General features: G+C 45.4%; 31 protein-coding genes. All 31 read left to right on the top strand.

The window, feature by feature from the left end:
- The first annotated feature begins 3 nt into the window (after window positions 1-3).
- A complete protein-coding gene (gene fliJ / locus PP175_RS15860; RefSeq protein WP_272439302.1) occupies window positions 4-456 on the top strand; it encodes a flagellar export protein FliJ in 453 nt (150 codons plus the stop codon).
- Window positions 457-470: 14 nt separating this feature from the next.
- Complete coding sequence (locus tag PP175_RS15855) at window positions 471-1,379, top strand: MotE family protein (protein WP_272439301.1); 909 nt, start codon at window positions 471-473, stop codon at window positions 1,377-1,379.
- A gap of 66 nt (window positions 1,380-1,445) precedes the next feature.
- Window positions 1,446-2,942 (top strand): flagellar hook-length control protein FliK, encoded by a 1,497-nt coding sequence (locus PP175_RS15850; RefSeq protein ID WP_272439300.1) that lies wholly within the window; start codon window positions 1,446-1,448, stop codon window positions 2,940-2,942.
- Window positions 2,943-2,965: 23 nt separating this feature from the next.
- On the top strand, window positions 2,966-3,424 hold the full coding sequence (gene flgD / locus PP175_RS15845; protein ID WP_272439299.1) for a flagellar hook assembly protein FlgD: 459 nt from the start codon (window positions 2,966-2,968) through the stop codon (window positions 3,422-3,424).
- Between the two features lie 16 nt (window positions 3,425-3,440).
- A complete protein-coding gene (locus PP175_RS15840) occupies window positions 3,441-3,827 on the top strand; it encodes a TIGR02530 family flagellar biosynthesis protein (protein ID WP_272439298.1) in 387 nt (128 codons plus the stop codon).
- Window positions 3,828-3,914: 87 nt separating this feature from the next.
- Entirely contained in the window at window positions 3,915-4,799 is an 885-nt protein-coding gene (gene flgF / locus PP175_RS15835) for a flagellar basal-body rod protein FlgF (RefSeq protein WP_272439297.1), read from the top strand.
- A 149-nt stretch (window positions 4,800-4,948) separates the two neighbouring features.
- Window positions 4,949-5,179 (top strand): flagellar FlbD family protein, encoded by a 231-nt coding sequence (locus PP175_RS15830; RefSeq protein ID WP_272439296.1) that lies wholly within the window; start codon window positions 4,949-4,951, stop codon window positions 5,177-5,179.
- A gap of 1 nt (window position 5,180) precedes the next feature.
- On the top strand, window positions 5,181-5,633 hold the full coding sequence (locus tag PP175_RS15825) for a flagellar basal body-associated FliL family protein (protein WP_272439295.1): 453 nt from the start codon (window positions 5,181-5,183) through the stop codon (window positions 5,631-5,633).
- A gap of 64 nt (window positions 5,634-5,697) precedes the next feature.
- Window positions 5,698-6,693, top strand: a complete 996-nt coding sequence (gene fliM, locus PP175_RS15820; protein ID WP_272439294.1) for a flagellar motor switch protein FliM — start codon at window positions 5,698-5,700, stop codon at window positions 6,691-6,693.
- Window positions 6,686-8,008, top strand: a complete 1,323-nt coding sequence (gene fliY / locus PP175_RS15815; RefSeq protein WP_272439293.1) for a flagellar motor switch phosphatase FliY — start codon at window positions 6,686-6,688, stop codon at window positions 8,006-8,008. Before fliM ends, fliY begins: the two co-directional genes overlap by 8 nt.
- A 28-nt stretch (window positions 8,009-8,036) precedes the next feature.
- Window positions 8,037-8,399 (top strand): response regulator, encoded by a 363-nt coding sequence (locus PP175_RS15810; protein ID WP_272439292.1) that lies wholly within the window; start codon window positions 8,037-8,039, stop codon window positions 8,397-8,399.
- Between the two features lie 57 nt (window positions 8,400-8,456).
- Window positions 8,457-9,062, top strand: coding sequence for a flagellar biosynthetic protein FliO (locus PP175_RS15805; protein ID WP_272439291.1), 606 nt, complete (start codon window positions 8,457-8,459; stop codon window positions 9,060-9,062).
- On the top strand, window positions 9,059-9,826 hold the full coding sequence (fliP, locus tag PP175_RS15800) for a flagellar type III secretion system pore protein FliP (protein WP_272439290.1): 768 nt from the start codon (window positions 9,059-9,061) through the stop codon (window positions 9,824-9,826). The genes PP175_RS15805 and fliP overlap by 4 nt, the downstream gene beginning before the upstream one ends.
- A 10-nt stretch (window positions 9,827-9,836) precedes the next feature.
- Window positions 9,837-10,106, top strand: coding sequence for a flagellar biosynthesis protein FliQ (gene fliQ, locus PP175_RS15795; RefSeq protein ID WP_272439289.1), 270 nt, complete (start codon window positions 9,837-9,839; stop codon window positions 10,104-10,106).
- Window positions 10,107-10,110: 4 nt separating this feature from the next.
- On the top strand, window positions 10,111-10,893 hold the full coding sequence (fliR, locus tag PP175_RS15790; RefSeq protein ID WP_272439288.1) for a flagellar biosynthetic protein FliR: 783 nt from the start codon (window positions 10,111-10,113) through the stop codon (window positions 10,891-10,893).
- Complete coding sequence (gene flhB, locus PP175_RS15785; protein WP_272439287.1) at window positions 10,890-11,981, top strand: flagellar biosynthesis protein FlhB; 1,092 nt, start codon at window positions 10,890-10,892, stop codon at window positions 11,979-11,981. Before fliR ends, flhB begins: the two co-directional genes overlap by 4 nt.
- Window positions 11,982-12,008: 27 nt before the next feature.
- Entirely contained in the window at window positions 12,009-14,042 is a 2,034-nt protein-coding gene (flhA, locus tag PP175_RS15780) for a flagellar biosynthesis protein FlhA (RefSeq protein WP_272439286.1), read from the top strand.
- Window positions 14,042-15,301 (top strand): flagellar biosynthesis GTPase FlhF, encoded by a 1,260-nt coding sequence (gene flhF, locus PP175_RS15775; RefSeq protein ID WP_272439285.1) that lies wholly within the window; start codon window positions 14,042-14,044, stop codon window positions 15,299-15,301. Before flhA ends, flhF begins: the two co-directional genes overlap by 1 nt.
- A complete protein-coding gene (locus PP175_RS15770) occupies window positions 15,294-16,169 on the top strand; it encodes a MinD/ParA family protein (protein WP_272439284.1) in 876 nt (291 codons plus the stop codon). The genes flhF and PP175_RS15770 overlap by 8 nt, the downstream gene beginning before the upstream one ends.
- 13 nt (window positions 16,170-16,182) lie before the next feature.
- On the top strand, window positions 16,183-17,325 hold the full coding sequence (locus tag PP175_RS15765) for a protein-glutamate methylesterase/protein-glutamine glutaminase (RefSeq protein WP_272439283.1): 1,143 nt from the start codon (window positions 16,183-16,185) through the stop codon (window positions 17,323-17,325).
- Window positions 17,326-17,337: 12 nt separating this feature from the next.
- A complete protein-coding gene (locus PP175_RS15760; RefSeq protein WP_272439282.1) occupies window positions 17,338-19,407 on the top strand; it encodes a chemotaxis protein CheA in 2,070 nt (689 codons plus the stop codon).
- 13 nt (window positions 19,408-19,420) lie between these two features.
- The gene (locus PP175_RS15755; RefSeq protein WP_272439281.1) at window positions 19,421-19,897 is read left to right on the top strand and encodes a chemotaxis protein CheW; all 477 of its coding nucleotides are present in this window, start codon (window positions 19,421-19,423) and stop codon (window positions 19,895-19,897) included.
- A 13-nt stretch (window positions 19,898-19,910) separates the two neighbouring features.
- Window positions 19,911-20,519 carry a chemotaxis protein CheC gene (locus PP175_RS15750; RefSeq protein WP_272439280.1) on the top strand — a complete coding sequence of 203 codons (609 nt, stop codon included), beginning with the start codon at window positions 19,911-19,913 and terminating at the stop codon, window positions 20,517-20,519.
- Window positions 20,516-20,998, top strand: a complete 483-nt coding sequence (locus tag PP175_RS15745) for a chemotaxis protein CheD (RefSeq protein ID WP_272439279.1) — start codon at window positions 20,516-20,518, stop codon at window positions 20,996-20,998. Before PP175_RS15750 ends, PP175_RS15745 begins: the two co-directional genes overlap by 4 nt.
- 2 nt (window positions 20,999-21,000) lie before the next feature.
- Window positions 21,001-21,393, top strand: a complete 393-nt coding sequence (locus PP175_RS15740) for a hypothetical protein (protein WP_272439278.1) — start codon at window positions 21,001-21,003, stop codon at window positions 21,391-21,393.
- 18 nt (window positions 21,394-21,411) lie between these two features.
- Entirely contained in the window at window positions 21,412-22,200 is a 789-nt protein-coding gene (locus tag PP175_RS15735; RefSeq protein ID WP_272439277.1) for a FliA/WhiG family RNA polymerase sigma factor, read from the top strand.
- Between the two features lie 40 nt (window positions 22,201-22,240).
- Window positions 22,241-23,674, top strand: coding sequence for a flagellar assembly protein A (locus PP175_RS15730; RefSeq protein ID WP_272439276.1), 1,434 nt, complete (start codon window positions 22,241-22,243; stop codon window positions 23,672-23,674).
- A 19-nt stretch (window positions 23,675-23,693) separates the two neighbouring features.
- Entirely contained in the window at window positions 23,694-24,020 is a 327-nt protein-coding gene (locus tag PP175_RS15725; RefSeq protein ID WP_272439275.1) for a hypothetical protein, read from the top strand.
- A 15-nt stretch (window positions 24,021-24,035) separates the two neighbouring features.
- Window positions 24,036-24,527, top strand: a complete 492-nt coding sequence (locus PP175_RS15720; RefSeq protein WP_272439274.1) for a DUF6115 domain-containing protein — start codon at window positions 24,036-24,038, stop codon at window positions 24,525-24,527.
- Window positions 24,528-24,713: 186 nt separating this feature from the next.
- Window positions 24,714-25,418 carry a 30S ribosomal protein S2 gene (gene rpsB, locus PP175_RS15715; protein ID WP_272439273.1) on the top strand — a complete coding sequence of 235 codons (705 nt, stop codon included), beginning with the start codon at window positions 24,714-24,716 and terminating at the stop codon, window positions 25,416-25,418.
- Window positions 25,419-25,522: 104 nt separating this feature from the next.
- Window positions 25,523-26,410, top strand: coding sequence for a translation elongation factor Ts (gene tsf, locus PP175_RS15710; RefSeq protein WP_272439272.1), 888 nt, complete (start codon window positions 25,523-25,525; stop codon window positions 26,408-26,410).
- The last annotated feature ends 84 nt before the right edge of the window (window positions 26,411-26,494 follow it).

Below are 26,494 nucleotides of genomic sequence, written 5' to 3'. Positions count from 1 at the left end.
AGCATGTCGTTTGTTTATTCCTTTCAGAAGCTGCTTGACTTAAAGGAGAAGGAAAAAGAACAGGCACAAATGGGGTATGCAAAATCCCGTGAGGCGCTGGAACAGGAAGATGCCCGTCTTCAAAAACTAGTACAGGATAAAGTCCAAATGCAGCGTGTAATCTATCAAAAGACAGAAGCCAATATTACCATGGCAGATTTGAGAAACTCCTATGAATACCTTGACCACATGCAGCAGCTTATTATAAAAGCGCATCACACCAGGGCAGAAGCTGAACAAGTTATGAGGCATCAACAGGAAGCACTGCAGCAAAAGGCATTAGATGAGAAGGTATGGAAGAAGTTGAAGGAAAATTCACATATGCAGTATACAGAAAAACTTAAACAGCAAGAACAGAAAGAATTAGACGAGATGGCTGTTGCCCGTTATTTCAGACAACATGTTAGACCGCGTTAAGGTGGGAGTTAACTATGGAAGAAGTTAGCGAAGAGCAATCCTATAGCAAGTTAGAATGGATATTTTACATTATCGTCATTCCCTTGCTTTTTACGCTTGTTCTATCGGGAATCATCGCACAGATGTTTGGTTATAACGTTGTGGGTGTCCTCGCGAAGTGGCTGCACCAGGTACCTGTTGTTCAGAAAGTGCTTCCGGCGGATTCATCCTCTAGTTCACCAGCAACATCGGCTAATAATACCGATGCAAAAACAAAGGAAATTGATAGTCTCAAAAAACAGCTGCAAACCAAAGATAAACAGATCAGTGACTTAACCAAGCAGGCACAGTCTGACAAGCAGACCATGCTGCAAACACAAACGCAAGCGCAAGATGCCAAAAGAACGGCTGATGCCAACAAGCAGGCACTTGACCAGGACAGGCAGAAACAGCTTGCAACCCTGGCGAATATTTACACATCAATGTCACCCAGTAAGGCAGCACCTATTATGGAGAGGTTAACGCTTCAGGAGGCCTCTCTTATATTAAAAACCATGCAACCTGCTGATAGTTCCGCTATCCTGTCTAAGATGGATCCGCAGAAGGCCGCGGACGTCTCAGCCATTCTTAAGGATACAACCTTAACCAAGGACACCGATCTTGCGGCCATGCAGAAGCGGATCCAAAATTTGACGGATTCCTTAAGCAGAGCGCAAAAAAACGCCGCAACGCTGCCGGAGATGGTTAATTCATTTGGTTCCATGGATCCTGATAGCGCGGCTAAAATTCTATTAAAGATGGATCAGGCAAATGAAAGACAAGTAATGGCCGTTCTTGCTCAGATGAATGCGCAACAAAGGGCGCAAATACTAACGAGCATGTCGAAAGACCCGAAAAATGTAGAAACTGCAGCAAGAATTAGTCAAAAATTGTTAGTTTACTAGATCATATATTTTATTGTGTTTTATCGTATATTACACTATATTAAACATGAAAGGTGGTGATAAGAAATGCCAATCATGCAAGTCAATGGAAATATGCAATCTCTCAATTCTTCCCAGAAGCCTGCTACTAAAGAAGCGGAGAAAAAAGGCGGATTTGCCGATATTTTAGGTTCGGCAATGCAAAATGTGTCACAGGATTCACAGGATTTGAAGTCGAATAATGGCGAAAACGTGAATCTGGATGCCCAGAAGATCGAACTTAAAGATATGCAGAAACTCCTTTTGTCCCTGGAGCAATTGATCGGTAAGAGCAAAGAAAAAGAGGTGCCGGGATCTGTCATGGACGAAAATCAGTTAATGATGGCCCTGCAGCAGCTTTACCAAATGATTCAGCCGTCAAACGCTGTGCCAGCCGAAACCGCGTCGAATCAGGCAGCCGGAAGTTCGTCCCTTTTACAGTTGCTGCCCAATACACCTCAACAAACTACCAATCTGCTGGCGCAAGATTTAGTGAAAATGTTCGCTGTAATGCAAGCACAGGGCAAAGATGGTTTAAACAGCGGGTTGAACAGCGAAATTGCCCAGGTTGTGAAAGGCCTATCTGATCTGATTAAAGGGATGAAGGCTGACGAAAGTGTGATTCCAGAGACTGAGAATGCCACGATTAATAATGAAGCCACAAACCTAGCACCGGGTGCTTCTGTTGATGTGGGTATAAAGCCGAATGCTAGTGCTAGCACAGCTTCGAACACTCCTTTGCCACAAAATCTATCAGATTTTACGGGGCAGAAGGCTGCGAACAAATCAGCAGGCGTAAACACTGCAAATCCCATTGTAAACCGGACAAAGCAAGCAGAAGGTGAACAAGCGGCTCAGATTACTGTCACCCAAAACCAGGCGGATCAGTTTAGTGATCCAAGTGCGGTGAACAGCGATGAAGGAACGTCTGTGAAGGGTAAGCAGACAACTCAAATTACTGACAGCAGTGACACACAGAAGGTTGTATACCATCAGTTGCAAAACCCGTTATCAGCTGATAGCAATAATGGGGCACAGCTTAAAAAAGCTGATCTTCCGTTGGTACCTTCGCGGTTTTTTGTTAAGGAAATGGAAGTGGTTATCTCCAATCAGGTACGAATAAACAATGGAACAGGCGCTTATGAAACAACTTTGCGTTTATTCCCGGAAAATTTAGGCCGGGTGGATGTTAAGATTTCGGCCCTGAACGGACAGATTACCGCTCAGTTTCTAACGAGCAGCGCTGCAGGAAAAGAAGTAGTAGAAAGCCAGCTTGATCAGTTAAAAAACACGCTTGTTAATCAGGGGCTGGAAGTTAGCAAGCTAGAAGTGGTTCAAAACCCAGTTACACCAAGCGACTCATCAAACAATCAATCCAATGGAAATCTTGGCGATCAGCAAAAAAATCAGTCGCACCAGCAAGAGTCTAATAAAAAGGATGAGCAGCCCGCAAAAAACTTTTTTGACGATCTAAGACACGCTGCCGGCGAAGGCGAACAGCCTGATGATCCCATTGAGTTGGATGGGGTGGATATGACGGCTTAATTAAGGGCGAAAGGAGCGAGAATATGGCAACCAGCAGTGTTAGTAGTGCCACAACAACAGTTAATAACACCCAGGCAACAAGCGGTTCCAACAAGTCACAGTTGGGGAAAGATGATTTTTTGAAATTGTTAATTACCCAGCTGCAAAACCAGGATCCAACACAGCCAATGGACGACAAAGAATTCATCTCCCAGATGGCACAGTTTAGCTCGCTTGAACAGATGACGCAGTTGAATAGTAGTTTTAATAAATTTGCGCAGGCGCAGGCGATGGGGACTTATTCCAATTTGATTGGCAAACAAATATCCTGGACGGAAACATCCACACAAGGTACAGGGGATCAGGCCACAACAACCAGCGTTGCTAAACAGGGTGTTGTTTCGTCGATTCAGATGAAGGACGGAACAACTCAAGCGGTACTTTCCGACGGAAGCCAGGTGGATGTTGCGAACATAGAATCTATTTCACAGGCAGGGGCTTAAGGGAGGGAGCGTCCTGATGAATAACTTGAAAGCCGGGCAAATCTATTATCCTTCGTCTCTACCAAGTGCTCACCCTGTAAAGAAAAAAGGTATTGATTCAAGCCAGTCTTTTGAAAAAATTCTTCATCAAAAACTAGACGAGACTGCTCAAAAATTAACCTTTTCCAATCATGCGCTTAATCGGCTGCAGAATAGGGGGATTACCCTGGATGCCGAGGATTTATCCCGTTTAAACGGAGCGGTGCAGAAAGCAGAAGAGAAAGGCGCAAAGGAATCGCTCATCTTAATGAAAGATTTCGCTTTTATCGTGAGCATAAAAAACAAAAAGGTTATTACAGCTATGGAAAGTAATTCGTCTGAAATGAATGTTTTTACGAATATCGATAGTGCTGTCATTGCGTAGACTAAAAGAAAACACAGGCTGGACCGATAAGGAAGCCTGACATCCGCCGTCCGAATGACGCGGGTCACTAAGAGGAGGAAAAAAAGAATGCTTCGTTCGTTATACTCTGGAATCGGTGGTATGCGTGGATTTCAAACAAAACTCGATGTAATTGGAAATGATATTTCAAATGTTAATACTCCAGGTTATAAAAAAAGCCGGGTCGAATTCCAAGACATTCTTAGCCAAACGATGCAAGGTGGCAGTGCCCCTGCTGGAACTGCTCCCGGAACAGCAACAACTCCGGCAATAGGCGGAACTAATCCTAAACAGGTCGGCTTAGGTTCAACAATGGCTTCTATTGATGTCATTCAGACTCAAGGTGCGTTGCAAACTACGAATGTGCCTACCGATTTAGCAGTGCAGGGAAATGGCTTTTTCGTTGTTCAAGATCCTTCTGGAGGCTACCATTTAACCAGAGCGGGCAACTTTGGATTTGATGCCAACGGAAATTTAGTGAATTCCAATGGGTATTTTGTTTGTGATACAAGTGGCAATGCTATTAAATTAAAAACAGGTAATCCTGCTGGTTTAACAATTAATAGCATGTCTGATGTAACGTCATTTTCAATCGGCAAAGATGGGAAAATCACCGTTACGGATGCAAACGGAAAGACGGGTACCACGAGCACCGGTATTGGTTTGTCCGTTGTTGCGAACCCAGCTGGATTAGAAAAAGAAGGTAACTCTTTGTATAAATTAACACCTTCCGCAGATCCTACAAATTTCAGCAATCCAACAGCTACTATAAAACCAGCTAATGCGGGTTCAGCTGGCCAAATACTTGCGGGAGAGCTTGAGATGTCTAACACGGACCTCTCTGAGGAATTTACCGATATGATCGTTGCCCAGCGTGGTTTCCAGGCTAACTCTCGTATCATTACCGTATCTGATTCCATCCTTCAGGAGTTAGTTGATTTGAAACGTAGCTAAGCGGCTTAGATAATAGGGAGGATTAGACTCCTCCCTATTTTTTACGGAGTAATGAAGATAGGTTTTGGTAAATAGATTAGGGAACTATTGCTGTTATCGCTAACAACGCATTGGCGTAGGCATAGGTTTTTTGATTGGAGGAGAGATTGGTGATTCAAGTTACCCGCCTTAATGGAACGAAGCACTATATCAACGCTTTGTTTATTGAAGACATTGAAGCCACCCCGGATACGGTTATTACGTTAACAAATGGAAAAAAACTAGTAGTGAAGGAATCGGTCAGCGATGTAGTAAGCCTGGTCAAGGACTTCTATAAAGAGATTAATGCAATTAAAGTAGCAACAATGCCGAATGCAGAGGACGAGGAAGAGGAGAACTAATATGTTTAAGAATAAATTGCTTACAATAGCGTTAATTATTATTATTGCTATTGCTCTCCTTGGCGTAGTGGCCTTATTTCTTTGGCAAACTTACTTGAAGCCACAGCCAGATAAGGCGAAGGCGCAGAGTGAACAGAAAATAAGTGCGGATGAATTTCAAAAGGTTACGGTGGAAACGGATCAGATTCCAACGAACCTGCTAACCGGAGAAATCGTTATGGCCCAGTTTGCCATGCAAGCTGATACAACAAAAACAAAAGATGAATTGGATAAGCGAAAACTACAAATTACGCATATTATAATTGAAACCTTAGCAACTCTGAAACCGGATGACATAAAGGGTGCCAAAGGGTTGACCGCAGTTGAAAATGACATCAAGAAGCAAGTCAATACGATCTTAACGGATGGACAGGTCGTAAAAGTTATGACAACACATATGGTTCTACAGCAATAATACATACGCTGCAAAGTTTGAACGTGTTGCAAGTAGAACGTCACATTATAAGGGGGTGACACTTATGACAGAGGTATTGTCACAATCAGAGATCGATGCTTTACTGGCTGCTCTATCTTCTGGTGAGATGAATGCGGAAGAGTTGAAAAAAGAAGAAATAGAGAAAAAGGTGAAGGTATACGACTTTAAACGAGCCCTTCGTTTTTCAAAGGATCAAATACGCACTTTAACCCGTATACACGAGAACTATGCGAGACTGCTTACAACCTATTTTTCCGCTCAACTCCGAACATTTGTCCAAATAAGTGTTGCGTCGGTTGATCAGTTGCCTTACGAAGAATTTATTCGTTCAATTCCAAAGATGACGATCCTGAATATTTTTGAAGCAGAACCATTGGAAGGCCGCATGGTTATGGAAGTGAATCCTAACATTGCTTTTGCTATGCTTGAAAGATTGTTAGGAGGTACAGGAACCTCCCAGGCAAAAATGGGTTCGCTGACCGAGATTGAAACGATTATCATGGAGCGGATTTTTAGCCGGGCGCTGGGAAGTTTTGCAGAAGCATGGAAGAATGTCATTGACATTGAACCTGAACTGGAACTAATGGAAGTGAATCCCCAATTTATGCAAATTGTTTCCCCAAATGAAACAGTTGCGGTTATTTCGCTTAGTACCAAGATTGGCGAGACAACGGGGATGATTAATCTTTGTTTGCCGCATGTCGTGCTTGAACCGCTGATGGTGAAACTGTCGGCGCACTACTGGCTTTCAACGCAGAAAAAATCCCGCGATGAGCGAGAAGTCCAGTCTTTGCAAGAAAGGGTACAGCGGGCGAAAGTGCCTTTGATTGCTGAAATAGGCAGGACGACGATTTCAGTTGGTGAATTCATAAACCTCTCTGTAGGTGACGTGATACAACTTGATAAACGGACTGACGAGGATTTGCTCGTTCGTATTGGTCAAAAACCAGGGTTCTTAGTGCGGCCTGGCATTCAAAAGGGCCGCGTCGCAGTTAAGGTTGAACATTTAATAGAGGAAGAGGTGGGAGAAGATGAGTAGAGATATGCTTTCTCAAGATGAGATTGATGCCCTGTTAAAACAAAATAACTTAGAGGACACAGATGACGACACGGCAGACGGTGAAATCTTGCCGGATATTGACGAAATTCTTTCGCCGCTTGAACAGGATGCGTTGGGTGAGATCGGAAACATTACTTTTGGAAGTGCAGCTACCGCTCTTTCTAGCCTGCTCGGCCAAAAGGTTGACATAACGACACCAAAAGTAGGCGCCATTAGCAGAGAGGCCGTGCAGAATGAATTTCCGCAACCATATGTTGCTGTCCATGTTGAATATACAGAAGGATTTGAGGGAATCAATCTGCTCGTGATTCAGACAAGGGATGCTCAGATTATCGCTGATTTGATGATGGGAGGGGACGGTACCGCTCCTACAGAGGAATTGTCCGACCTTCATTTGAGTGCGGTTCAAGAAGCGATGAACCAAATGATGGGGTCTGCGGCCACTTCGATGTCGACGATATTTAACAAGCTGGTAAATATTTCGCCGCCGGGGATTGATTTACTTGACCTTCCACAGGGACAGGGCGTGGAGAACTTTCCTCAGGAAGAAGTTTTGGTTAAAATCTCCTTCCGTTTAAAAGTAGGCGACTTGATTGACTCGAATATTATGCAATTAATACCGGTGTCATTCGCTCGCGCCATGGTCAATATGTTGCTAGGCGGAACAGACGAGGTGGCACAGGATGTGGCAGTTGAAACACCACCTGCCTCTGCACCGGCGCAAACGCCGGAACCCGCTCAGAACGGGGCGATGGCTGCATCACCTGCGCAAACTGGGATGGGGGTTCCACCATCAACCCCTGCTGCAGCATACCCGCCTGTAAATGACCCAGCAGCGTACCCGCAGCAGCCGGTGTATCAGCAGCCAATGTATCAGCAGCCGTACCCGCAGCAACCGATGTACCAACAGCCGATGTATCCTCCGCAACAGCCGCAGTATGCACAGGCACCTTCCGGTTTTCAGCAACCCCCAATGAATGTGCAGCCTGTCCAATTTTCTTCCTTTGATAACGGATCGGGCCCACAGGGAACGCCGCAAAATCTGGGGATGCTGATGGATATCCCGCTACAGGTTACAGTTGAGCTTGGACGGACAAGAAGGCAGATTAAAGACATTCTTGACCTGTCACCTGGCTCCATTATCGAACTGGATAAACTGGCAGGTGAGCCTGTCGATATTCTTGTTAACAACAAACTAATCGCAAAAGGCGAAGTTGTCGTCATTGATGAAAATTTTGGGGTCCGGGTAACGGATATTATTAGCCAGTTTGACCGTGTGCAAAAATTACAATGATAGAAACCATTTGGGAGGATGATAGAGCATGAGTAATAAAGTCCTAGTTGTAGATGATGCTGCATTTATGCGTATGATGATTAAAGAAATTCTAACAAAAAATGGTTTTAATGTAGTTGGAGAAGCGAGTGACGGATCACAGGCGGTGGAGAAGTATAAAGAATTAACGCCGGACTTAGTTACGATGGATATTACCATGCCTGAGATGGATGGTATTACGGCTTTAAAAGAAATAAAGAAAATCGATGCAAGCGCAAAAGTTATCATGTGTTCAGCAATGGGGCAGCAGGCTATGGTAATCGATGCAATCCAAGCTGGTGCCAAGGATTTTATTGTGAAACCTTTTCAAGCGGATCGCGTAATTGAGGCCATCAGAAAAACACTGGGATAATCACAGGGTTGTGTTTTTGCCGGCTGCAGCCGGTTTTGATAGAGGGGAAAAGAAATAATGAGAAAAAAATTTTTACAACTTAGCGTAACGATACAGATAATATTTTTCCAGTTCCTGCCTTCTGCCATGGCAGGTTCCGCTATTCCGACCAAGCCTTCTTTAAATGAAAGCCAGCCAGTAAGCGGGGATTCGTCATCCGTGTTCCCTCTGCTGCTTCAGACCTTCTTTGCCTTATTTCTAATCATCGGTTTCATCTACTTGCTTTTTCATTTTTTAAACAAACGGCAGCGTCAATTTTTTGGCAAAACTTTTGTCCGGCCCCTGGGCGGCTGCTCACTGGGACCGCAAAAATCGCTCCAGTTGGTGCAGATTGGCTCTTCCATTTACATAGTAGGCGTGGGAGAAGACGTTAGCCTCATTCAACAAATTAATGACCCTGCTGAAGTAGAAAAATTGTTGAACGCTGTAGACGCACAGTTTGATACAACAAATGCCATGCAGCTACCTAATTTGTTGGTTAATTTCATACAGAAGAATCGGTCGCAAGGCTCCGCAAAGAAGTTTACAGCCGTTTTGCAGGATAAGTTGATGGAGGCAAGAAAACAACGGGAACGCTTAAAAGAAGAACTGGCTGAAGATCGGGAGAAGGGGAACAAGGAATGAAAAGGTTCAGTGTAGGCATTGCGTTATTGCTGCTTATTATTCTCTCGTTCCCCGAGATGTCGTTCGCGGCTGCTGCTTCCAACCCGGTTACCGTGCCGGGTGTAGATATTAATTTAGGAACATCCAACAAACCGGAGGATGTCTCTGTTACGCTACAAATTGTATTAATGTTAACCGTGTTGTCTGTTGCACCTGCTATTCTATTAATGATGACCTGCTTTACACGTATTGTGGTCGTTCTTTCATTTGTTCGCCAGGCGCTTTCAACCCAGCAGGCACCACCCACCCAGGTGTTAATAGGCCTCTCTTTATTCTTGACTTTTTTTGTTATGAGTCCTACGCTGTCAGCTGTAAATTCGCAGGCGGTTCAGCCCTATTTTAAGCACCAGATTACACAGCAGCAGGCTTTTGAGCGAGCGCAGGTTCCTCTGAAACAATTTATGGTGAAATACACCAGAGAAAAGGACTTGAATTTGTTTCTGGAATATACGAAAGCACCAAAACCAAAGACGACAAACGATATACCTTTAACGGCTCTTGTTCCTGCCTATGCGATTAGTGAAATGAAGACCGCCCTACAGATCGGCTTCATGATTTTTATCCCGTTTCTTGTAATCGATATGGTTGTTTCCAGTGTGTTAATGGGCATGGGGATGATGATGCTGCCGCCTGTAATGGTTTCTCTGCCTTTCAAAATTCTGCTTTTTGTAATGGTAGATGGCTGGTATCTTGTCGTTAAATCCCTGTTACTAAGCTTCCAATGAGGTGCCAATAATGTCACAAGAATTTATTATTTCACTTGCCCAACAAGCTGTTTATACGGTGCTCATCACAAGTGCCCCTATGATAGGAATTGGTTTAATAGTGGGGCTTTTGGTCAGTATTTTTCAGGCGACAACATCCATTCAGGAAGCAACACTGGCCTTTGCCCCTAAAATAGTGGCGGCCTTGATTGCCTTGATTATTTTTGGCCCCTGGATGCTCAATCATATGATAGATTTCACCAGCGGTATTCTTGGAAATCTGTACAAGTTTATAGGATAACAATATGAATTTACTACTTAATCTTCTTCCAGGTTTCATGCTTGTATTTATTCGGCTTACGGCTTTTTTTCTGACGGCTCCTATTTTCTCCAGCAGAAATATTCCCGGTACCTATAAGATTGGCCTGTCGTTCTACCTGGCTCTGATTGCATATCCCCTGGTAAAGGCGGACGGGCCGGTTCAACTTGATTGGTTTTATGTCATGCTGGTCTTAAAAGAAGTGATTGTTGGACTGGTTATTGGATTTATCGGGATGATGCTGCTGTCTGCGATACAGATGGCTGGCTCATTAATTGATATGGTGATGGGTTTTTCCATGTCGAATGTGATTGACCCGATGACAGGCGCCCAAGCGCCGTTAATGGGCAACTTTAAGTTTATCCTAACCATGCTGTTCATTCTAACCGTAAATGGCCATCATCTTCTTATCCAGGGAATATTGTCCAGCTACCAGGTAATTCCGCTTGATCGGTGGTTATCTGGAATGGCAAATGGGAACATCTCGACGTTTCTTGTGCAAAAGTTTTCCTATATGTTTTTGAGTGGGCTGCTGCTTGCGGCGCCTTTGATTAGTTCGATGTTTGTGGTGGATGTGGGGCTTGGCATTGCGGCAAAGACCGTCCCCCAGTTGAACATTTTTGTAGTTGGAATGCCCGCTAAACTTCTAGCCGGATTTCTCATTCTGCTTATCATATTTCCGGGCTACTTTTATGTAATGACGCGCTTGCTGGAAAACCTGTTTTCCTCTATGGCCCAGTTGATAAATATTATGGGGGCTGGAACATGAAACACAATATTTATCCAATAAACCTTCAGTTTTTCGCGGGGGAGAAAACAGAAAAGGCGACACCGAAGAGAAGGCAGAAAGCTCGTTCAGAAGGCCAGGTTGCAAAAAGTCAGGAAGTAGCCGCCGCGCTAATTCTACTGGCTATTTTTTTATTGTTTTTAATACTTGGCAAATCAATGGGTCAAAGAATGTTCTATCTTTTTCAAAATATGTTTAGCCATTATTTGCTGTTTGAGCTCACGCAAGACTCTGTTAAAAAGCTAACGCTTGACATGGCGTATCAGGGCGCAATGATTGCCGGGCCCGTGCTTCTGGTGGGCGTTATCGTCGCCCTCGCCGCATCCTATGCGCAGGTCGGTACTTTGTTTACCACAGAACCGCTTAAATTTAAATTGGACCGGTTAGACCCTATCAAAGGAACCAAACGGCTTTTCTCCCTTCAAGCGGTTGTTACCTTAATCAAATCTTTGCTCAAGGTCGGTTCCGTGGGCCTGGTCGCATGGTTTGTAATTTGGGGTGCAAAAGGCGATTTGTTAACCCTGGCTACTAAATCAATTGGTGATATGATAACGGTAATGGCCCGGCTCACATTGGAGCTTGGTTTTGCAATCGGGCTTCTACTTCTGATTCTGGCGATGTTTGATTACTTCTTTCAGAAATATGAATACGAAAAAAACTTAAAAATGTCCAAACAAGACATTAAAGATGAATATAAAATGTCCGAAGGGGATCCGCAGATCAAAGGGAAAATTAAACAGCGCCAGCGGGAAATGGCTATGCGCCGAATGATGCAGGAAGTGCCAAAGGCTGACGTTGTCATAACGAACCCTACCCACTTTGCGATCGCTATCCAATACAAGCCTGAAGAAAGACAGGCCCCGGTCGTCATTGCGAAGGGACAGGATTTTGTGGCTCTCAAAATCAAAGATGCAGCCAAACAGCACGGCGTTATCACGATGGAAAACAAGCCGTTGGCCCGAACTTTATACGCAAATGTTGAAATTAACCAGGAGATTCCGGAAGATTTATTCCAGGCTGTCGCCGAGATTCTCGCTTATGTTTATCGATTAAAAGGAAAGATTAGATAAATTCTTTGGAGGGGAGGAGAGGATATAATGGGCAAAAAAGATATATCCGTAATGTTATTAGTCATAGGGATCGTAGTGATGATGGTCATTCCCATGCCCACCTTTCTTCTGGACTTTCTATTAATTATTAACATCTCAATCGCACTAACTGTACTCTTGGTAGCAATGAATACGAATGATGCCCTGCAGCTGTCTGTTTTTCCGAGCTTGCTGCTAGTTACCACATTGTTTCGGCTGGCGCTAAACGTTGCCTCCACCCGAAACATACTGGCTAATGCACAGGCAGGGAAGGTAATTGAAGCTTTCGGGTCATTTGTTGTCGGTGGAAATGCGGTTGTCGGTTTCGTGGTGTTTTTAATTCTTACATTAATCAATTTTCTGGTTATCACGAAAGGCTCAGAGCGGGTCGCAGAAGTTGCCGCCCGATTCACGCTGGATGCAATGCCTGGTAAGCAGATGGCCATTGACGCGGATTTAAATGCCGGGGCTATCTCAGATACGGAGGCACAGGCCAGACGGAAAAAAATTGGACAAGAAGCTGAATTTTACGGGGCAATGGATGGTGCCAGTAAATTTGTAAAAGGGGACGCCGTAGCAGGCATTGTTATCCTTCTTATTAATGTAATCGGCGGCTTCATTATTGGCATGGTCATGCATGGCATGGCTTTTGCTGATGCAGCCAAAACATTTACCCTCCTTTCGGTCGGGGATGGTCTGGTCAGCCAGATACCGGCCCTGCTGATTTCCACGGCGACAGGTATCATTGTCACACGGGCTGCCTCCGGCGATACCATGGGCCAAGAACTGTTACAGCAGCTGCTGGGCTATCCTAAACTGCTTTATATCGTTGCAGGCACAGTGGCATTGATGGGTATCTTCACACCGATTGGCATCCTCCGCACGTTTCCAATCGCGGCCCTGTTAGTCTTTGGGGGAAGAAGAATGCAGCAGGCGGCAGCAGTCCAGGAAATCGCGGCCGATCAAACCTCTGAAGAAAAAGAAATAGATGATGTCCGCAGCCCGGAAAGCGTAGTGAGTTTGCTGCATATCGACCCGATAGAATTTGAATTCGGATATGGTTTAATTCCGCTCGCGGATGCCAACCAGGGGGGGGATTTACTGGATCGGGTTATTATGATCCGCAGGCAGTGTGCGCTTGAGTTGGGGATTGTGGTTCCCGTCATCCGCATTCGGGATAATATTCAACTTCGTCCAAATGAATATGTAGTGAAAATAAAAGGAAACGAAGTAGCAAGAGGTGAAATCATGCTTGACCACTACCTCGCCATGAGTCCCGGCATTGAAGACGAAGGGGTATTCGGGATCGAAACGGTTGAACCGGCTTTTGGGCTGCCTGCGCTGTGGGTAACAGAAGAAGTAAAGGAAAGGGCAGAAATGGCGGGCTACACTGTGGTGGATCCGCCATCTGTGGTTGCCACCCACTTAACGGAGCTGATTAAAAAATATGCGCACGAACTGCTTACCCGTCAGGAAACGAAGTCGCTTATTGATAATATCAAGGAGACAACACCTGCACTTATTGATGAGTTAATACCCGGCGTGTTAAGTGTCGGTGATGTACAAAAAGTGCTGCAGAAACTGCTTCGGGAAAAGATTTCAATTCGCAACCTGCCTACGATTTTGGAAACCTTGGCAGATTACGGGACCTATACAAAGGATACGGATGTGTTAACGGAATACGTCCGCCAATCCCTTTCCAGGCAGATCACGCTCCAGTTTACCATTCCTACTGAGCCACTGCGTGTGGTAACAGCCGGACCAAGCCTGGAGAAAACCATTTCAGATGCCGTTCAGCAAACAGATCAGGGCAGTTACCTGGCTATCGATCCGGATACATCCCAACGAATTTTTGGGGCATTATCTGAGCAGATCAACCGTATGCTTCAGACAGGCCAGCAGCCTGTTGTGCTTACTTCCCCCGCTATCCGGATGTATTTGCGCCAGCTGGTGGAACGGATGATGCCAGAGGTCCCTGTCCTTTCTTATAACGAACTTGAGCCTGATATTGAGATTCAAAGTGTAGGGGTGGTGAATCTGTAATGCGCGTAAAAAGATATGTAGCAGATACCATGTCTGATGCTCTGCAGCAAATTCGTGGTGAACTGGGCAAGGACGCGATTATCTTAAATACAAAACCGATTAAGGTCGGCGGATTTTTAGGCCTGTTTTCAAAAAAGAAAATTGAAGTGATCGCAGCAATTGATCAGAGCGATAAACCTGCTGCGGCCGCCAAACAGCCGCCAGTAAAAAAACAGCCGGATAGATATGCCGAACTTGAAAATCCGATTTTTCCGCCTGTTCTCGCGAAAGAGGAAGCCAACAGTGCCGAAAACACAAATCATACAATGAAAACAGGCTCCTACTCACAGCAGCAGGCAAAGAAAGAGATAAAAGAAATAGGCCGGGATACGAAAGAAGTCAGCAAGCTTTCCAGGGAAATTGAAGAAATGAAAGGAATGTTCTGGAAGCTAATGATGACAGAAGGCAGCCAGGGCCATCTTCCGCCTGCACTCCTCGCTATATCCCAAAGGCTCGCTGCTCAGGAAGTGCATGAGAAAATTATTATGTCTGTGATGGAGCGGGTACTTGAGGAGCTTGAGCCAGAGGATCTTCAAGATGATAAAAAAGTATACAGTAAAGTTAAGGATCACCTTTATAGTCTGCTTGTGCGCTCACCTGGGTATGCTGAGCCCATTGGGCAAACGATACGTTTCGTTCAACTGATCGGTCCAACCGGAGTAGGAAAAACAACCACTCTGGCAAAACTTGCGGCTGAGAATGTGATTGAGCATGGAAAACGGGTCGGTATGATGACCTCGGATACGTATCGGATAGCTGCAGTTGAACAGCTCAAAACGTATGCGAATATATTAAACATTCCGCTGAAGGTCGTTTACTCGCCGGATGAATTGGCGCCATCACTGGAAAGACTTTCAGATTGCGATCTCGTTTTTCTTGATACCGCAGGGAGAAATTATAAAAATAGAGAATTTGTTGAAGAGATAAACCGTTTTCTCTATAAGGATAAACAAAGCCTAACTTTTCTTGTGGTTAGTTTAACATCCAAATATCAGGATATAGAAGCGATCCTTCATAGTTTCGAAAGTGTACATATTGATAAAGTGATTTTTACCAAGTCTGATGAAACGTCCACATACGGTACGGTACTTAATCTGGTTGTTAACTACGGCCTCTCCCTCTCATATATTACGACAGGTCAGAACGTACCTGATGATATAGAAATTGCATCACCTGAGCGGGTTATTTCAATGCTGGTAGGAGACGGGGCAAATGAATGACCAGGCACAGTCTTTACGCGAAAAATTAAATAGAAATAGAGAACTAGGGCCATCTGATAGAAAGACGAAAGTGATAACTGTTACGAGCGGGAAGGGAGGGGTAGGAAAGTCTAATTTCTCCCTTAATTTCGCGTTAGGACTGCAACAAAAGGGTCAAAAGGTGATTTTAATTGATATGGATTTGGGTTTTGCCAATATCGATATCTTGATGGGCATCTCCTCTAAAAAAAATATTGTAAATATGATAGACAATAGGACTTCTATTTGGGATATTATTGAGTTAGGGCCTGAAGGCTTACAATTTATCGCCGGGGGGAGCGGATTGTCCCAGGTGATAGATATGGATGAACATAAATTAAACTACTTTTTTGACCAAATGGCCCTTTTAAATGGGTATGCAGACACAGTTATTTTAGATACAGGAGCAGGGGTAACAAAAGAAACGCTTCGCTATATTTTATCTGCGGACGATGTTGTACTCGTGACAACTCCTGAACCAACATCCATTACAGACGCCTATGCGGTTATGAAGATGACATCCCAAAGTAATCCCAATGCGCATTTTAGTATCGTCGTGAATAGAGCCGTTAATAGAAAAGAAGGCAGGATTACGGGTGACCGATTGCTTATGGTAGCCCGGCAATTCTTGCAGGTACAGCTTATTATGCTGGGGTATGTCCCCGATGACGCCCATGTGACAAAAGCTGTTAAAAAACAGGAACCATTTTTGCTCGCCTACCCAAACAGCAGGGCTTCTGAGGCTATTCGCAGCCTTGTTGAATCCTATCTAAGTCATAAACACACCTCTGCTGGTGAAGCAGGAATCAAGGGATTTGTCATACGGCTGCGGCATTTATGGAAGAAATAAGGGAGGTGTACCCGTGAAAAAAATAAAGACGCTTGTTGTCGATGATTCCGCTTTTATGAGAAAAGTAATCGGCGATCTTCTTAGTGAAGATCCGGACATAGATGTTGTTGGCAAAGCCAGAAACGGGATGGAAGGCATCGAACAAATTAAAAAGTTAAAGCCGGATGTCGTAACACTGGATATCGAGATGCCTGTGATGAACGGCTTGCAGGCGTTGGAAGTCATTATGAAAAACCACCCCGTTCCTGTAGTTATGCTAAGCAGCTTAACACAGCAGGGAGCGAATGAAACGATACAGGCGTTAGAAATTGGGGCGGTCGATTTTATTCGTAAGCCCTCTGGGTCCATTTCTCTTGATCTCCACACAATAGGGGCCGAAATTGTGGAAAAAGTGAAAGCCGCTTCACAGGTTAACATGATGCGGATGAAACAAACAAGGGTAACACAGACCAGGCCGTTTCCTGCGCAACCTATTTCAAGCCAACAACAAATCCCACCTGTAAAGCCTGTAGTAAAAGCAACTCCGGAAATGAGTAACCAGGCACCTGCTACGGGCCTTAGGGGTGACCGCACAAACATCCCCAACATCATCGCAGTAGGCACTTCTACAGGAGGTCCCAAAGCACTCCAAATTTTACTGTGCGAGCTGCCGGAGAGCATAAACGGATCGCTTTTGATTGTACAGCATATGCCAGCTGGTTTCACGCGATCGCTTGCCCAGCGCTTAGATTCACTTTGCAATATCAGGGTGATGGAAGCGGAGGATAATCAAATTGTTGAGAAGGGTTGCGCATACGTTGCGCCAGGCAATTACCATATGGAAGTAAAACAGCAGGCCAGCGGCCAGTTTTATATTTCGCTAAATCAAAATCCCGCACGCGGGGGCCATCGTCCAGCTGTAGATACTTTATTTGAATCGGTCGCTGCTGTGCAGCACCCTGCCAAGCATGCTGTTATTATGACCGGAATGGGAAGCGACGGGACAGTAGGATTAAAGGCGCTCAAAGAAAAAGGGCTCGTGACAGCTATCGCTGAAGATGAATCAACCTGCGTTGTATTTGGAATGCCACGGACAGCCATTCAAACGGGACTCGTTGATAAAGTTGTACCACTACATGAGATTGCAGAGCAGCTAATGCTTTCTCTTAAACGCTAAGGAGGTGGGTGCATGGATACGAACCAATACCTTGATATGTTCGTTGAGGAATCAAAGGAACATATACAGGCCATAAATGACCATTTACTTGAACTTGAAAACGCCCCGGAAAGCATCGATATTGTAAACGAAATCTTCCGCTCCGCCCACACCCTTAAAGGGATGGCAGCTACGATGGGTTTTGAAGATATGACGACGCTGACGCACGAGATGGAGAACGTCCTTGATCAGGTGCGCAACCACAAGCTGGTTGTAAACAGCGATATGATGGATGTTATTTTCCGTTGCGTCGATCTGCTGGAGCGCATGCTGTATTCCATCGCCGGCGGTGGAGACGGACGTGAAGATGTGTCGGCCGTAGTCGCTCAGCTGCACGCTATCCTGAACGGGGAGACGGTTGTGCAGGCAGCGCCGAAGGTCCTGCCGGAGGACTCAGCGGCAGCGAACCCTGAAGCGGCACCCGATGTTGAAGCTTCCGCTGCTTCCCGGCTGCATGCGTTTGACCAATTTGAGATCACCGTACTGGATCAATCCGTTCAAGCGGGCCATCAGGCTTATTGGATCAAGACATCCGTGCGTGATGACTGCGTATTGAAGGCAGCGCGGGCGTATATGGTATACGACAACCTGGAATCGCTTGGTGAGGTGATCAAAACCACGCCTTCGGTTCAGGATTTAGAAGAAGAGCGGTTTGAGAAATCCTTTGAGATTGTGCTGATTACCAGGGAAAGCCAGGAGAAAATCGAGTCGACTGTCCTCAATGTTTCCGAGATTGAAGGGGTAGAAGTTGAGCTTATCGATATCCATTTATATAAGGCGGACCACCTGAGAGAAGCAAAACCGCAAGCCCAGGCTAAACCAGCGGCAGGAACAAAACAAGCTGGCGCAAAACCTGCAGATGCGGATAAATCAGCCCCCAAGAAGGCAGCTGCCGGCAAAACCATCCGCGTGGATATCGAACGGCTGGATGTGCTCATGAATTTGTTCAGCGAGCTTGTGATTGACCGGGGCCGGCTGGAGCAGCTGGCGCATGAGCTCAACAAGAGCGCCCTCACCGAAACGGTGGAGCATATGAGCCGCATCAGCGGGGATCTGCAGAGCATCATTCTCACGATGCGGATGGTGCCGGTTGAACAGGTGTTTAACCGTTTCCCGCGGATGGTGCGCGACCTGGCTAAAGAGCTCAACAAGAAAATCAACCTTGAAATTATCGGGGCGGAAACTGAACTCGACCGCACGGTAATCGATGAAATAGGCGACCCGCTCGTGCATCTGCTGCGCAACTCGCTCGACCATGGCGTGGAGCCGGCAGACAGGCGGCGGATGGCGGGCAAGCCGGAAGAAGGGCTTGTGCAGTTGAAGGCGTATCACAGCGGCAACCACGTCTTTATAGAAGTAAAGGACGATGGAGCCGGCATTAACCGGGAAAAGGTGCTGGCCAAAGCGCTGGACAAAGGCGTTGTAACCGAGCAGCAGGCCCAGTCGCTTACCAACAAGCAGATCGATGAATTGCTGTTTGCTTCCGGCTTAAGCACAGCCGATAAAATTTCTGATATTTCCGGGCGCGGCGTCGGGCTCGACGTGGTGAAAACCAAGATCGAATCGCTCGGCGGAAGCGTCAGTGTCGATTCCAACCCGGGCGTAGGCACGACGTTCTTAATCCAACTGCCGCTAACCCTGTCGATTATCTCTGCGATGCTCGTGCAGGTCGAAGATGAGAAGTATGCCGTACCGCTGAGCTCCATTATCGAGACCGCCGTGTTCTCACCGGATCAAATTATGCATGCCCACAGGCAGGATGTCATTGATTTCCGCGGACGGGTCGTGCCGCTTGTATCGCTCAAGAGCCTGTTCTCCATACCGGACAACGGCATCGCGAAAGAAGAAGACATCTCGGTTATCATTGTACGCAAAGGCGACAAAATGGCCGGGCTGGTGGTGGATTCGTTCATCGGCCAGCAAGAGATCGTCTTAAAGTCGCTGGGCAAATACCTGACAAATGTGTTTGCTGTATCAGGCGCAACCATTCTTGGAGACGGACAAGTGGCGCTTATTATCGACTGCAATGCATTAATTAAATAGGGAGGAAACATTGATGCTTGATCATAAAGAAATCGTTGAGGAAATTAAAGTTATTGTATTTCGTTTAATGGATGAAGAATATGGGGTTGAGGTAGACCAGGTTAAATCCATCGAGAGACTAGAGCATATCACCCGCGTACCGCGGACGCCAAAATTCGTAAAGGGTGTCATTAACCTTCGCGGTGTTGTGACACCTATTGTTGATCTTCGGAAACGTTTTGGGCTTGCTGAAGCGGAATATAACGAAACAACACGCGTTATCATTGTGGCTGTCGGCGAGGTTGAAGTGGGCCTCATTGTGGACTCGGCCAATGATGTTATTGATATCCCAGTTAACGCCATTGAGCCGCCGCCTGAAGTTGTCGGGGGAATTGAAGCCGTATATCTTCGCGGCGTAGCCAAGCTGGATAAACGATTGCTCATTCTGTTAAATTTGGATAAGGTACTAAACACCGAGGAGTTAAAACAGCTGGAAGTTATCGAAGGATGAGGACCCAGGGTATATGAAAAATTTTGATGACTTTCAATTTGATGTGCTCCGCGAAATCGGAAATATCGGGGCCGGCAATGCGGCAACCGCCTTATCAAAACTCATCCAAAAAGAGATTGATATGAAAGTGCCCCAAGTTAAAATTATATCGTTTGATGAAATTGCCGACTTTGTCGGCGGTTCGGAGAATATCGTGTGCGCGGTACTCCTGCGGGTGCTTGGCGATGTTCCCGCACATATGTATTTTATCATTTCGCTCCCGTCCGCTAAAAATCTAATCAAACAGTTGCTCGGAATCGATACGGGAGAAGAAGAATTCACCGAGATGGAATTGTCAGCTTTAAATGAAATTGGCAATATTCTCGCCGGGTCCTATCTTTCTTCGCTTGCTGATTTTACCAATTTGAATATGCAGCCCTCCGTACCCGCTGTAGCGATCGATATGGCTGGCGCGATTTTATCATATGGCCTGGCGGAAATTGGCCATGCAGGAGATTTTGCTCTTACAATCGATACAGCTTTTTTCGAGGGGAATGAGGAAGTTGAAGGCCACTTCTTTCTAATTCCTGATCCGGATTCATTAAAACAGCTATTTATAGCACTAGGAGTACCTGTTGAATGAATATTGTAAAAGTAGGAATGGCAGATTTAAATATAACAAAATCTCCTGATAGAATTCGTACCACAGGTTTGGGTTCCTGTGTGGGCGTGGCGCTGTTTGATAGCTCAAACAAAATAGGAGGCCTGGCACATGTTATGCTTCCAGATTCATCCCTGAGCAAGGGGGCATTAAATATAGCAAAATATGCCGATACGGCGATACCCAAATTAATAAGCGATATGGTAAAGGCGGGGGCAAACCGGGTGAAAATCGTAGCGAAGCTGGCAGGCGGTGCGCAGATGTTTGCCTTCGCTTCTGGCAATGATGCGATGAGAATCGGGCCGCGCAACGTAGAAGCATGCAAGATTGCCTTAAACACTGCCCGTATTCCAATCCTGTGTGAAGACACGGGAGGAAATTGCGGCCGCACTATCGAATTAGACAGTATTACCGGAATGTTAAATATTCGAACGGTTAATCAAGGGGTAAAGGAAATATAATCATGCTGGGTTCTATAAGATGGAATATTGGAATGGCTCTTATTGTTAGTCTCATTACTTTTATCGCGAATATTTTACACAATTTATTGGCAGAGAGCCTGGTGCGCTCTCTCTTTACCTTTATTGTTTTTTTTCTGCTTATGTTTGTAGTGCGCTATCTAGCGGGTATCGTTTTTGGCGATATTAATAATGATGGGTTATCCGCCGAACCAGAAGCAAGGAACTCAGAGAACAATGCCATGGTGGGTGGATCTGGAGATAGTATCCCTGCAAGCGCTGATGACTTCGAAGAATTTAGCGCGCTTTCTCTTCCACAGCTAAGCAAGAAACCTCAGACATCCAATGTAAACCCGGAAGATGTAGCCAATGCACTACGGGTATTCTCCAATGAGTAAAAGGTGGTGAACTGTCGCATGGGGCGCAAAGCTAAAAAAACAATTGATGTAGAAAAATGGAAACGCTGGCGTGAACAGGGCGACCGTCAAGCTGAAATTGAATTAATTGAGCAATATCTACCGCTTGTTAACTATGTGGCTGCACGACTGGCGATCGGGCTTCCTGATACAGTAAGCCGGGACGATTTAGTAAGTTTTGGACGTTTTGGCTTACTTGATGCGTTGAAGAAGTTTGATTACATGCGAGGGCTTCAGTTCGAAACGTATGCGATGTGGCGCATAAGGGGCTCTATGATCGACGGGCTGCGAGAGGTAGATATTATACCGCGCTCCGTAAGAGACAAGGCTAAAAAAATCGAAGAAGCCTACACGGCCTTAGAGCAGCAGCACTTGCGGTCTATAACAGATGAAGAGATTAGCGGCCATCTGGGCATATCTGTGAAAGAGTTAAACCAAACCATGCAGGATGTTTCCTTCGCCTCGATTTTATCGCTGGATGAACCTATTACAGATGACGAGGAGCAGAAGCATTCCCGTCAGGCGGTTATCATTGATGAGCGTGCGGAAAGGCCTGAGTCAGCGCTCCACAAAGATCAGCAGAAAAAAATACTTGCAGAAACAATTGAAAGGCTGCCGGATAAGGAAAGAACCGTTGTTTCTCTTTTTTATTACGAAGAATGTTCACTAACTGAAATAGCAGAAATAATGGGGCTTTCGGCTTCGAGAATTTCCCAGCTCCATTCCAAGGCAATTTTTAGAATGCGAGGGGCCTTAAACCGTTCGAAGGAGTCTTTACTGAACGAATAGGTTAGCTAGAATGATGTTAACGGGAAATGGGGGGCTGAACATGGAGGAGAACCATAATACTGAGCCTCCGAAAGAGAAAAAATTGCTTTCAGACATGGTTGTCATTACAATTTCGCGGGACAAACTAGAAGCGACAATGGGCCTTTATTTAGAAGGTGAAGAAATTACTGCAACCTATGAGGAGCTTGCAGACCTCCTCAAAAAGAATAACGTTACATACGGCATTGACGATCCCTTGCTTAGAGAGATTGTCCGCGACATTAACCAGTACCGAAATCAGACAATCACGATAGCGCGCGGCAAGGAGCCTGAGGCTGGCATAGATGGTCGAATAGAGTACCTGTTTAAACTGGATCATTCAAAGAGTCCGAAAGAACGGGAAGACGGCAGTGTTGATTATTACAGCATTCTTAATCTGTTAAATGTAACAAAGGGCGAACTGCTTGCAAAAAAAATCCTGCCGACTCCTGGCACGCCAGGAAAATCTGTAACCGGCGAAGAAATAAAGGCGAAAGACGGGAAAGATGCCCGGTTCCAGATAGGGAAAAACGTGCTGCTTGACCAGGAAAAAATGAACGCCTATTCGGCTGTGGACGGGCAGATTTCCTTTACTGAAAAGACTAAACTGAATGTTTTCCCTGTCTTTGAGGTCAATGATGACCTTGATTTTAGTACAGGCAATATTGATTTTATAGGCAATGTCGTCATCCGGGGTAATATTCACCCTGGTTTTATTATAAAGGCAGGCGGAGACGTAAAAATACAGGGCAGCGTTGAAAGCGCCACGATTGAAGCGAACGGCTCTATTGAAATCCTCGGCGGGGTAATCGGCAGACATAAAGGCTATCTGAAGGCAGGTGTAGATGTTAAAACCGGCTTTATTCAGGAAGCCACGATAACAGCGGAAAATGATGTGATCGTAGCTCAGACGATTATGCACAGCAGCGTTAGCGCGGGCAGAGATGTGGTATGCCGGGCAACCAAAGGTTTAATTGTGGGCGGCACTGTCCGGGCAGGGGAGCAAGTCGTGACGAAAATCGTAGGCAACATGACCAATACACCGACCACGATTGAGGTTGGGGCTAAACCATGGTTGCGGGACGAGTACGAGAAGCTTAAATTGGAAATAAAGGAACAGAGCAAAGAAATACAGACGGCAGATATTTCGCTCCAATTTTTGGATAAATTAATTGCGGCTCATGGCCAATTGCCGCCTGACAAGCAGAAGGCGCAAATCAGGTTTTTAAACAGCAAATTGCTGGCAGAGAAGAAAACAGAAAAGGTTCGGACCCGGATTAAAGAGATTGAAGAGCAATTAAATAATTTTGAGAAAGCGCGTATAGAGGCTTCTTTAATTATGTACGGTGGGGCTAAACTGGTGATTGGAAATGCAGTCCGATATATAAAAGAAAACTACCGTAAAATGTATTTTACACTAGGTGAAGATGGCGAGATAACAGGCCATATTTTATAGACGTGCGAGGTGACATAACATGTCATTACGTAATGTTGAGCTGCAAATTGCCATTCCGCGAACGCAGGAACTGGGTAAAATGCAGGATGACATACAGCAGCACCCCCGGCAGGAGCAGGCGGGAATTGCTATGTCTAATCATGAACAGTGGAAAAGGGACGGCTCTCGGCCACTGGCATCCCAGGAGTCGGAAGCAACCCATTTAAAAGAGCGCGAGAGGGAAAACAATAAAAGAAAATCCCCGGCTGCAAAACCGAGTATGAAGCGTACTGGGGTACAAGATACGCAAACAATGCAGCAAAACCTTCATCCTTATATAGGACGGAATTTTGATATTACTTTCTAATAGTTGGTGAAATTGATGTGGATACAAATATGGCTCGGAATCGTAACCATCTTACTTGTAGTTTTATTCATGTGGATCTTACGAAGGCAGGCTCCGAATGCAGACTCCGTGCTGCAAGATGAAATGGAATCATTCTTTGCGGAATTTGAACGTGAAAACAACGAAATGCTTGAGGCAATCGCTCGCTTTAAACAAAATATGACGATGCAGCTGAATGGGCAGGCAGCGGATTTAAACAGCCTGCGGGAACAGGTTACAGCCCTCCATTCGCAATGTGAAGAGCTAAGATCTCTAATGGAGGGCAAAGAACCGCTCCCGGAGATGGTGGAAGACAGGGAGACGCATCAGCCTTCTGCTCTTTCGTTTCTGCGGGATGATTATAAAGAAATTCCTCCTCTTTACCACAGCGGATTCTCAGTCCCAGATATTGCCCGCAAACTTGGGCTGGGGAGCGGGGAAGTCGAAATGGTTGTCCAAATGCTCAAAAAAAACCAAGAAAAAGGGTAACCCTCCTACGCTTATTTTTTCAAGACAGAGTGTTGCAATTCCTTCCTGCCTATGGTATATTTACAAGCGGTGTGAAAATACACACGTCTTTCAATTTGGATGAGGGTGCTTACTCCCTGTAAGTCTCGTCTAAAGATGCGAAAGGCGGAGGAATAAAAAAACCATTTAGAGGAGGTGTCGTTGGAGATGGCAGTAATTTCTATGAAACAATTACTCGAAGCGGGTGTGCATTTTGGTCACCAGACTCGTCGTTGGAACCCAAAAATGGCTCGCTATATCTTCACCGAACGTAACGGTATTTACATTATTGACTTGCAAAAAACAGTGAAAAAAGTGGACGAAGCGTATAACTTTGTTCGCGAATTAGCTGCGAGTGGCGGCAAAATGCTCTTTGTCGGCACGAAGAAACAAGCTCAAGAATCTGTAGCGGAAGAAGCAGCTCGCTGCGGCATGTACTACATCAACCAGCGCTGGTTAGGTGGTACGTTAACAAACTTCAGCACCATTCAAAAGCGTGTAGCTCGTCTGCATCAGCTGAATAAAATGGAAAACGACGGCACATTCGAACTTCTGCCGAAGAAAGAAGTTATTTTACTTCGCAAAGAAATGGAACGCCTGGAGAAATTCCTCGGCGGTATCAGTGAAATGAAACAACTTCCAGATGCTATGTTTGTTATCGACCCGCGCAAAGAGCGCATTGCGGTAGCAGAAGCACGCAAACTGGGTATCCCAATTGTAGGGATTGTAGATACTAACTGCGATCCGGATGAAATTGATTATGTAATTCCGGGTAATGATGATGCTATCCGTGCCGTTAAACTTTTAACTGGAAAAATTGCTGACGCGATCATGGAAGCAAACCAGGGTGAAGAAACTGCAGTTAATGCATAAGTTCCGCAGGTAATGTGAGGGTGGCGGGAGGTTTAGAAACCTTTTACCACCCTTTTATTACACTCCGGAGCATTACTATACATTATTCTTAGGAGGACCTACCCATGGCAATCAGTGCAAGCATGGTTAAAGAGCTGCGTGACAAAACAGGCGCAGGGATGATGGATTGTAAAAAAGCTTTGCAAGAAGCAGATGGAGACATGGAAAAAGCCGTTGATATTCTCCGTGAGAAAGGCATTGCAAAAGCAGGTAAAAAATCTGATCGCATCGCCGCTGAAGGTCTGGCAGCCGTTGTTGAAAAAGGCAATGTTGCCTGCATCGTAGAAGTAAACTGTGAAACAGACTTTGTAGCAATAAACGACAACTTCAAGAATTTCGTAAATGAAGTTGCTGAACATATTATCAGCCAGCGTCCTGCATCTGTTGATGAAGCACTGGGCCAGGCTTATAAAGGAGAAGGCGCACCGCTTTCTGAAGTACTTAACGAACAAATCGCGAAAATCGGTGAAAACCTGAGCATTCGCCGTTTTGAAGTAATCGAAAAAGCTAACAGTGCCGTGTTTGGTAAATATCTCCATGGTGGCGGCCGCATTGGTGTACTTCTTGTCTTAAACAATTCAACGAACGAAGAGCTTGCTAAAGACCTTGCGATGCAGGTGGCTGCAGCTCGTCCAACGTATATCAACCGCGATCAAGTGGATGCTTCTGAGCTTGACAGAGAGCGCGAAGTATTGACAGCGCAAGCTCTTAACGAAGGCAAACCTGAAAACATCGTTCAAAAAATGGTGGAAGGCCGTCTTAACAAATACTATGAGGAAGTATGCCTTGTGGAACAAACATTTGTTAAAGATCCGGATAAAAAAGTTAAAGCCCTGCTTAAAGCTGAAAACGCGGAAATTGCCCGTTTTGTACGTTATGAAGTCGGTGAAGGCCTTGAGAAAAAAGTAGACAACTTCGTTGAAGAAGTCATGGCACAAACGAAAAAACAATAAGCCTGTCATAAAAGAATAGCCAATGATACAAATAGGGAGCACTTAGTGTTCCCTATTTTACCAATTACAGAACAGTACAGAATA

Source organism: Aneurinibacillus sp. Ricciae_BoGa-3 (genome assembly GCF_028421645.1).
Taxonomy (GTDB): Bacteria; Bacillota; Bacilli; order Aneurinibacillales; family Aneurinibacillaceae; genus Aneurinibacillus_B.
This window is presented reverse-complemented; position numbering and strand designations above follow the sequence as displayed.

Bases quoted from the DNA above. Each gene is read 5' to 3' on its own strand.
- fliJ (WP_272439302.1), top strand. From the start codon at position 4: ATGTCGTTTGTTTATTCCTTTCAGAAGCTGCTTGACTTAAAGGAGAAG.
- PP175_RS15855 (WP_272439301.1), top strand. From the start codon at position 471: ATGGAAGAAGTTAGCGAAGAGCAATCCTATAGCAAGTTAGAATGGATA.
- PP175_RS15850 (WP_272439300.1), top strand. From the start codon at position 1,446: ATGCCAATCATGCAAGTCAATGGAAATATGCAATCTCTCAATTCTTCC.
- flgD (WP_272439299.1), top strand. From the start codon at position 2,966: ATGGCAACCAGCAGTGTTAGTAGTGCCACAACAACAGTTAATAACACC.
- PP175_RS15840 (WP_272439298.1), top strand. From the start codon at position 3,441: ATGAATAACTTGAAAGCCGGGCAAATCTATTATCCTTCGTCTCTACCA.
- flgF (WP_272439297.1), top strand. From the start codon at position 3,915: ATGCTTCGTTCGTTATACTCTGGAATCGGTGGTATGCGTGGATTTCAA.
- PP175_RS15825 (WP_272439295.1), top strand. From the start codon at position 5,181: ATGTTTAAGAATAAATTGCTTACAATAGCGTTAATTATTATTATTGCT.
- fliM (WP_272439294.1), top strand. From the start codon at position 5,698: ATGACAGAGGTATTGTCACAATCAGAGATCGATGCTTTACTGGCTGCT.
- fliY (WP_272439293.1), top strand. From the start codon at position 6,686: ATGAGTAGAGATATGCTTTCTCAAGATGAGATTGATGCCCTGTTAAAA.
- PP175_RS15810 (WP_272439292.1), top strand. From the start codon at position 8,037: ATGAGTAATAAAGTCCTAGTTGTAGATGATGCTGCATTTATGCGTATG.
- PP175_RS15805 (WP_272439291.1), top strand. From the start codon at position 8,457: ATGAGAAAAAAATTTTTACAACTTAGCGTAACGATACAGATAATATTT.
- fliP (WP_272439290.1), top strand. From the start codon at position 9,059: ATGAAAAGGTTCAGTGTAGGCATTGCGTTATTGCTGCTTATTATTCTC.
- fliQ (WP_272439289.1), top strand. From the start codon at position 9,837: ATGTCACAAGAATTTATTATTTCACTTGCCCAACAAGCTGTTTATACG.
- fliR (WP_272439288.1), top strand. From the start codon at position 10,111: ATGAATTTACTACTTAATCTTCTTCCAGGTTTCATGCTTGTATTTATT.
- flhB (WP_272439287.1), top strand. From the start codon at position 10,890: ATGAAACACAATATTTATCCAATAAACCTTCAGTTTTTCGCGGGGGAG.
- flhA (WP_272439286.1), top strand. From the start codon at position 12,009: ATGGGCAAAAAAGATATATCCGTAATGTTATTAGTCATAGGGATCGTA.
- flhF (WP_272439285.1), top strand. From the start codon at position 14,042: ATGCGCGTAAAAAGATATGTAGCAGATACCATGTCTGATGCTCTGCAG.
- PP175_RS15770 (WP_272439284.1), top strand. From the start codon at position 15,294: ATGAATGACCAGGCACAGTCTTTACGCGAAAAATTAAATAGAAATAGA.
- PP175_RS15760 (WP_272439282.1), top strand. From the start codon at position 17,338: ATGGATACGAACCAATACCTTGATATGTTCGTTGAGGAATCAAAGGAA.
- PP175_RS15755 (WP_272439281.1), top strand. From the start codon at position 19,421: ATGCTTGATCATAAAGAAATCGTTGAGGAAATTAAAGTTATTGTATTT.
- PP175_RS15750 (WP_272439280.1), top strand. From the start codon at position 19,911: ATGAAAAATTTTGATGACTTTCAATTTGATGTGCTCCGCGAAATCGGA.
- PP175_RS15745 (WP_272439279.1), top strand. From the start codon at position 20,516: ATGAATATTGTAAAAGTAGGAATGGCAGATTTAAATATAACAAAATCT.
- PP175_RS15740 (WP_272439278.1), top strand. From the start codon at position 21,001: ATGCTGGGTTCTATAAGATGGAATATTGGAATGGCTCTTATTGTTAGT.
- PP175_RS15735 (WP_272439277.1), top strand. From the start codon at position 21,412: ATGGGGCGCAAAGCTAAAAAAACAATTGATGTAGAAAAATGGAAACGC.
- PP175_RS15730 (WP_272439276.1), top strand. From the start codon at position 22,241: ATGGAGGAGAACCATAATACTGAGCCTCCGAAAGAGAAAAAATTGCTT.
- PP175_RS15725 (WP_272439275.1), top strand. From the start codon at position 23,694: ATGTCATTACGTAATGTTGAGCTGCAAATTGCCATTCCGCGAACGCAG.
- PP175_RS15720 (WP_272439274.1), top strand. From the start codon at position 24,036: ATGTGGATACAAATATGGCTCGGAATCGTAACCATCTTACTTGTAGTT.
- rpsB (WP_272439273.1), top strand. From the start codon at position 24,714: ATGGCAGTAATTTCTATGAAACAATTACTCGAAGCGGGTGTGCATTTT.
- tsf (WP_272439272.1), top strand. From the start codon at position 25,523: ATGGCAATCAGTGCAAGCATGGTTAAAGAGCTGCGTGACAAAACAGGC.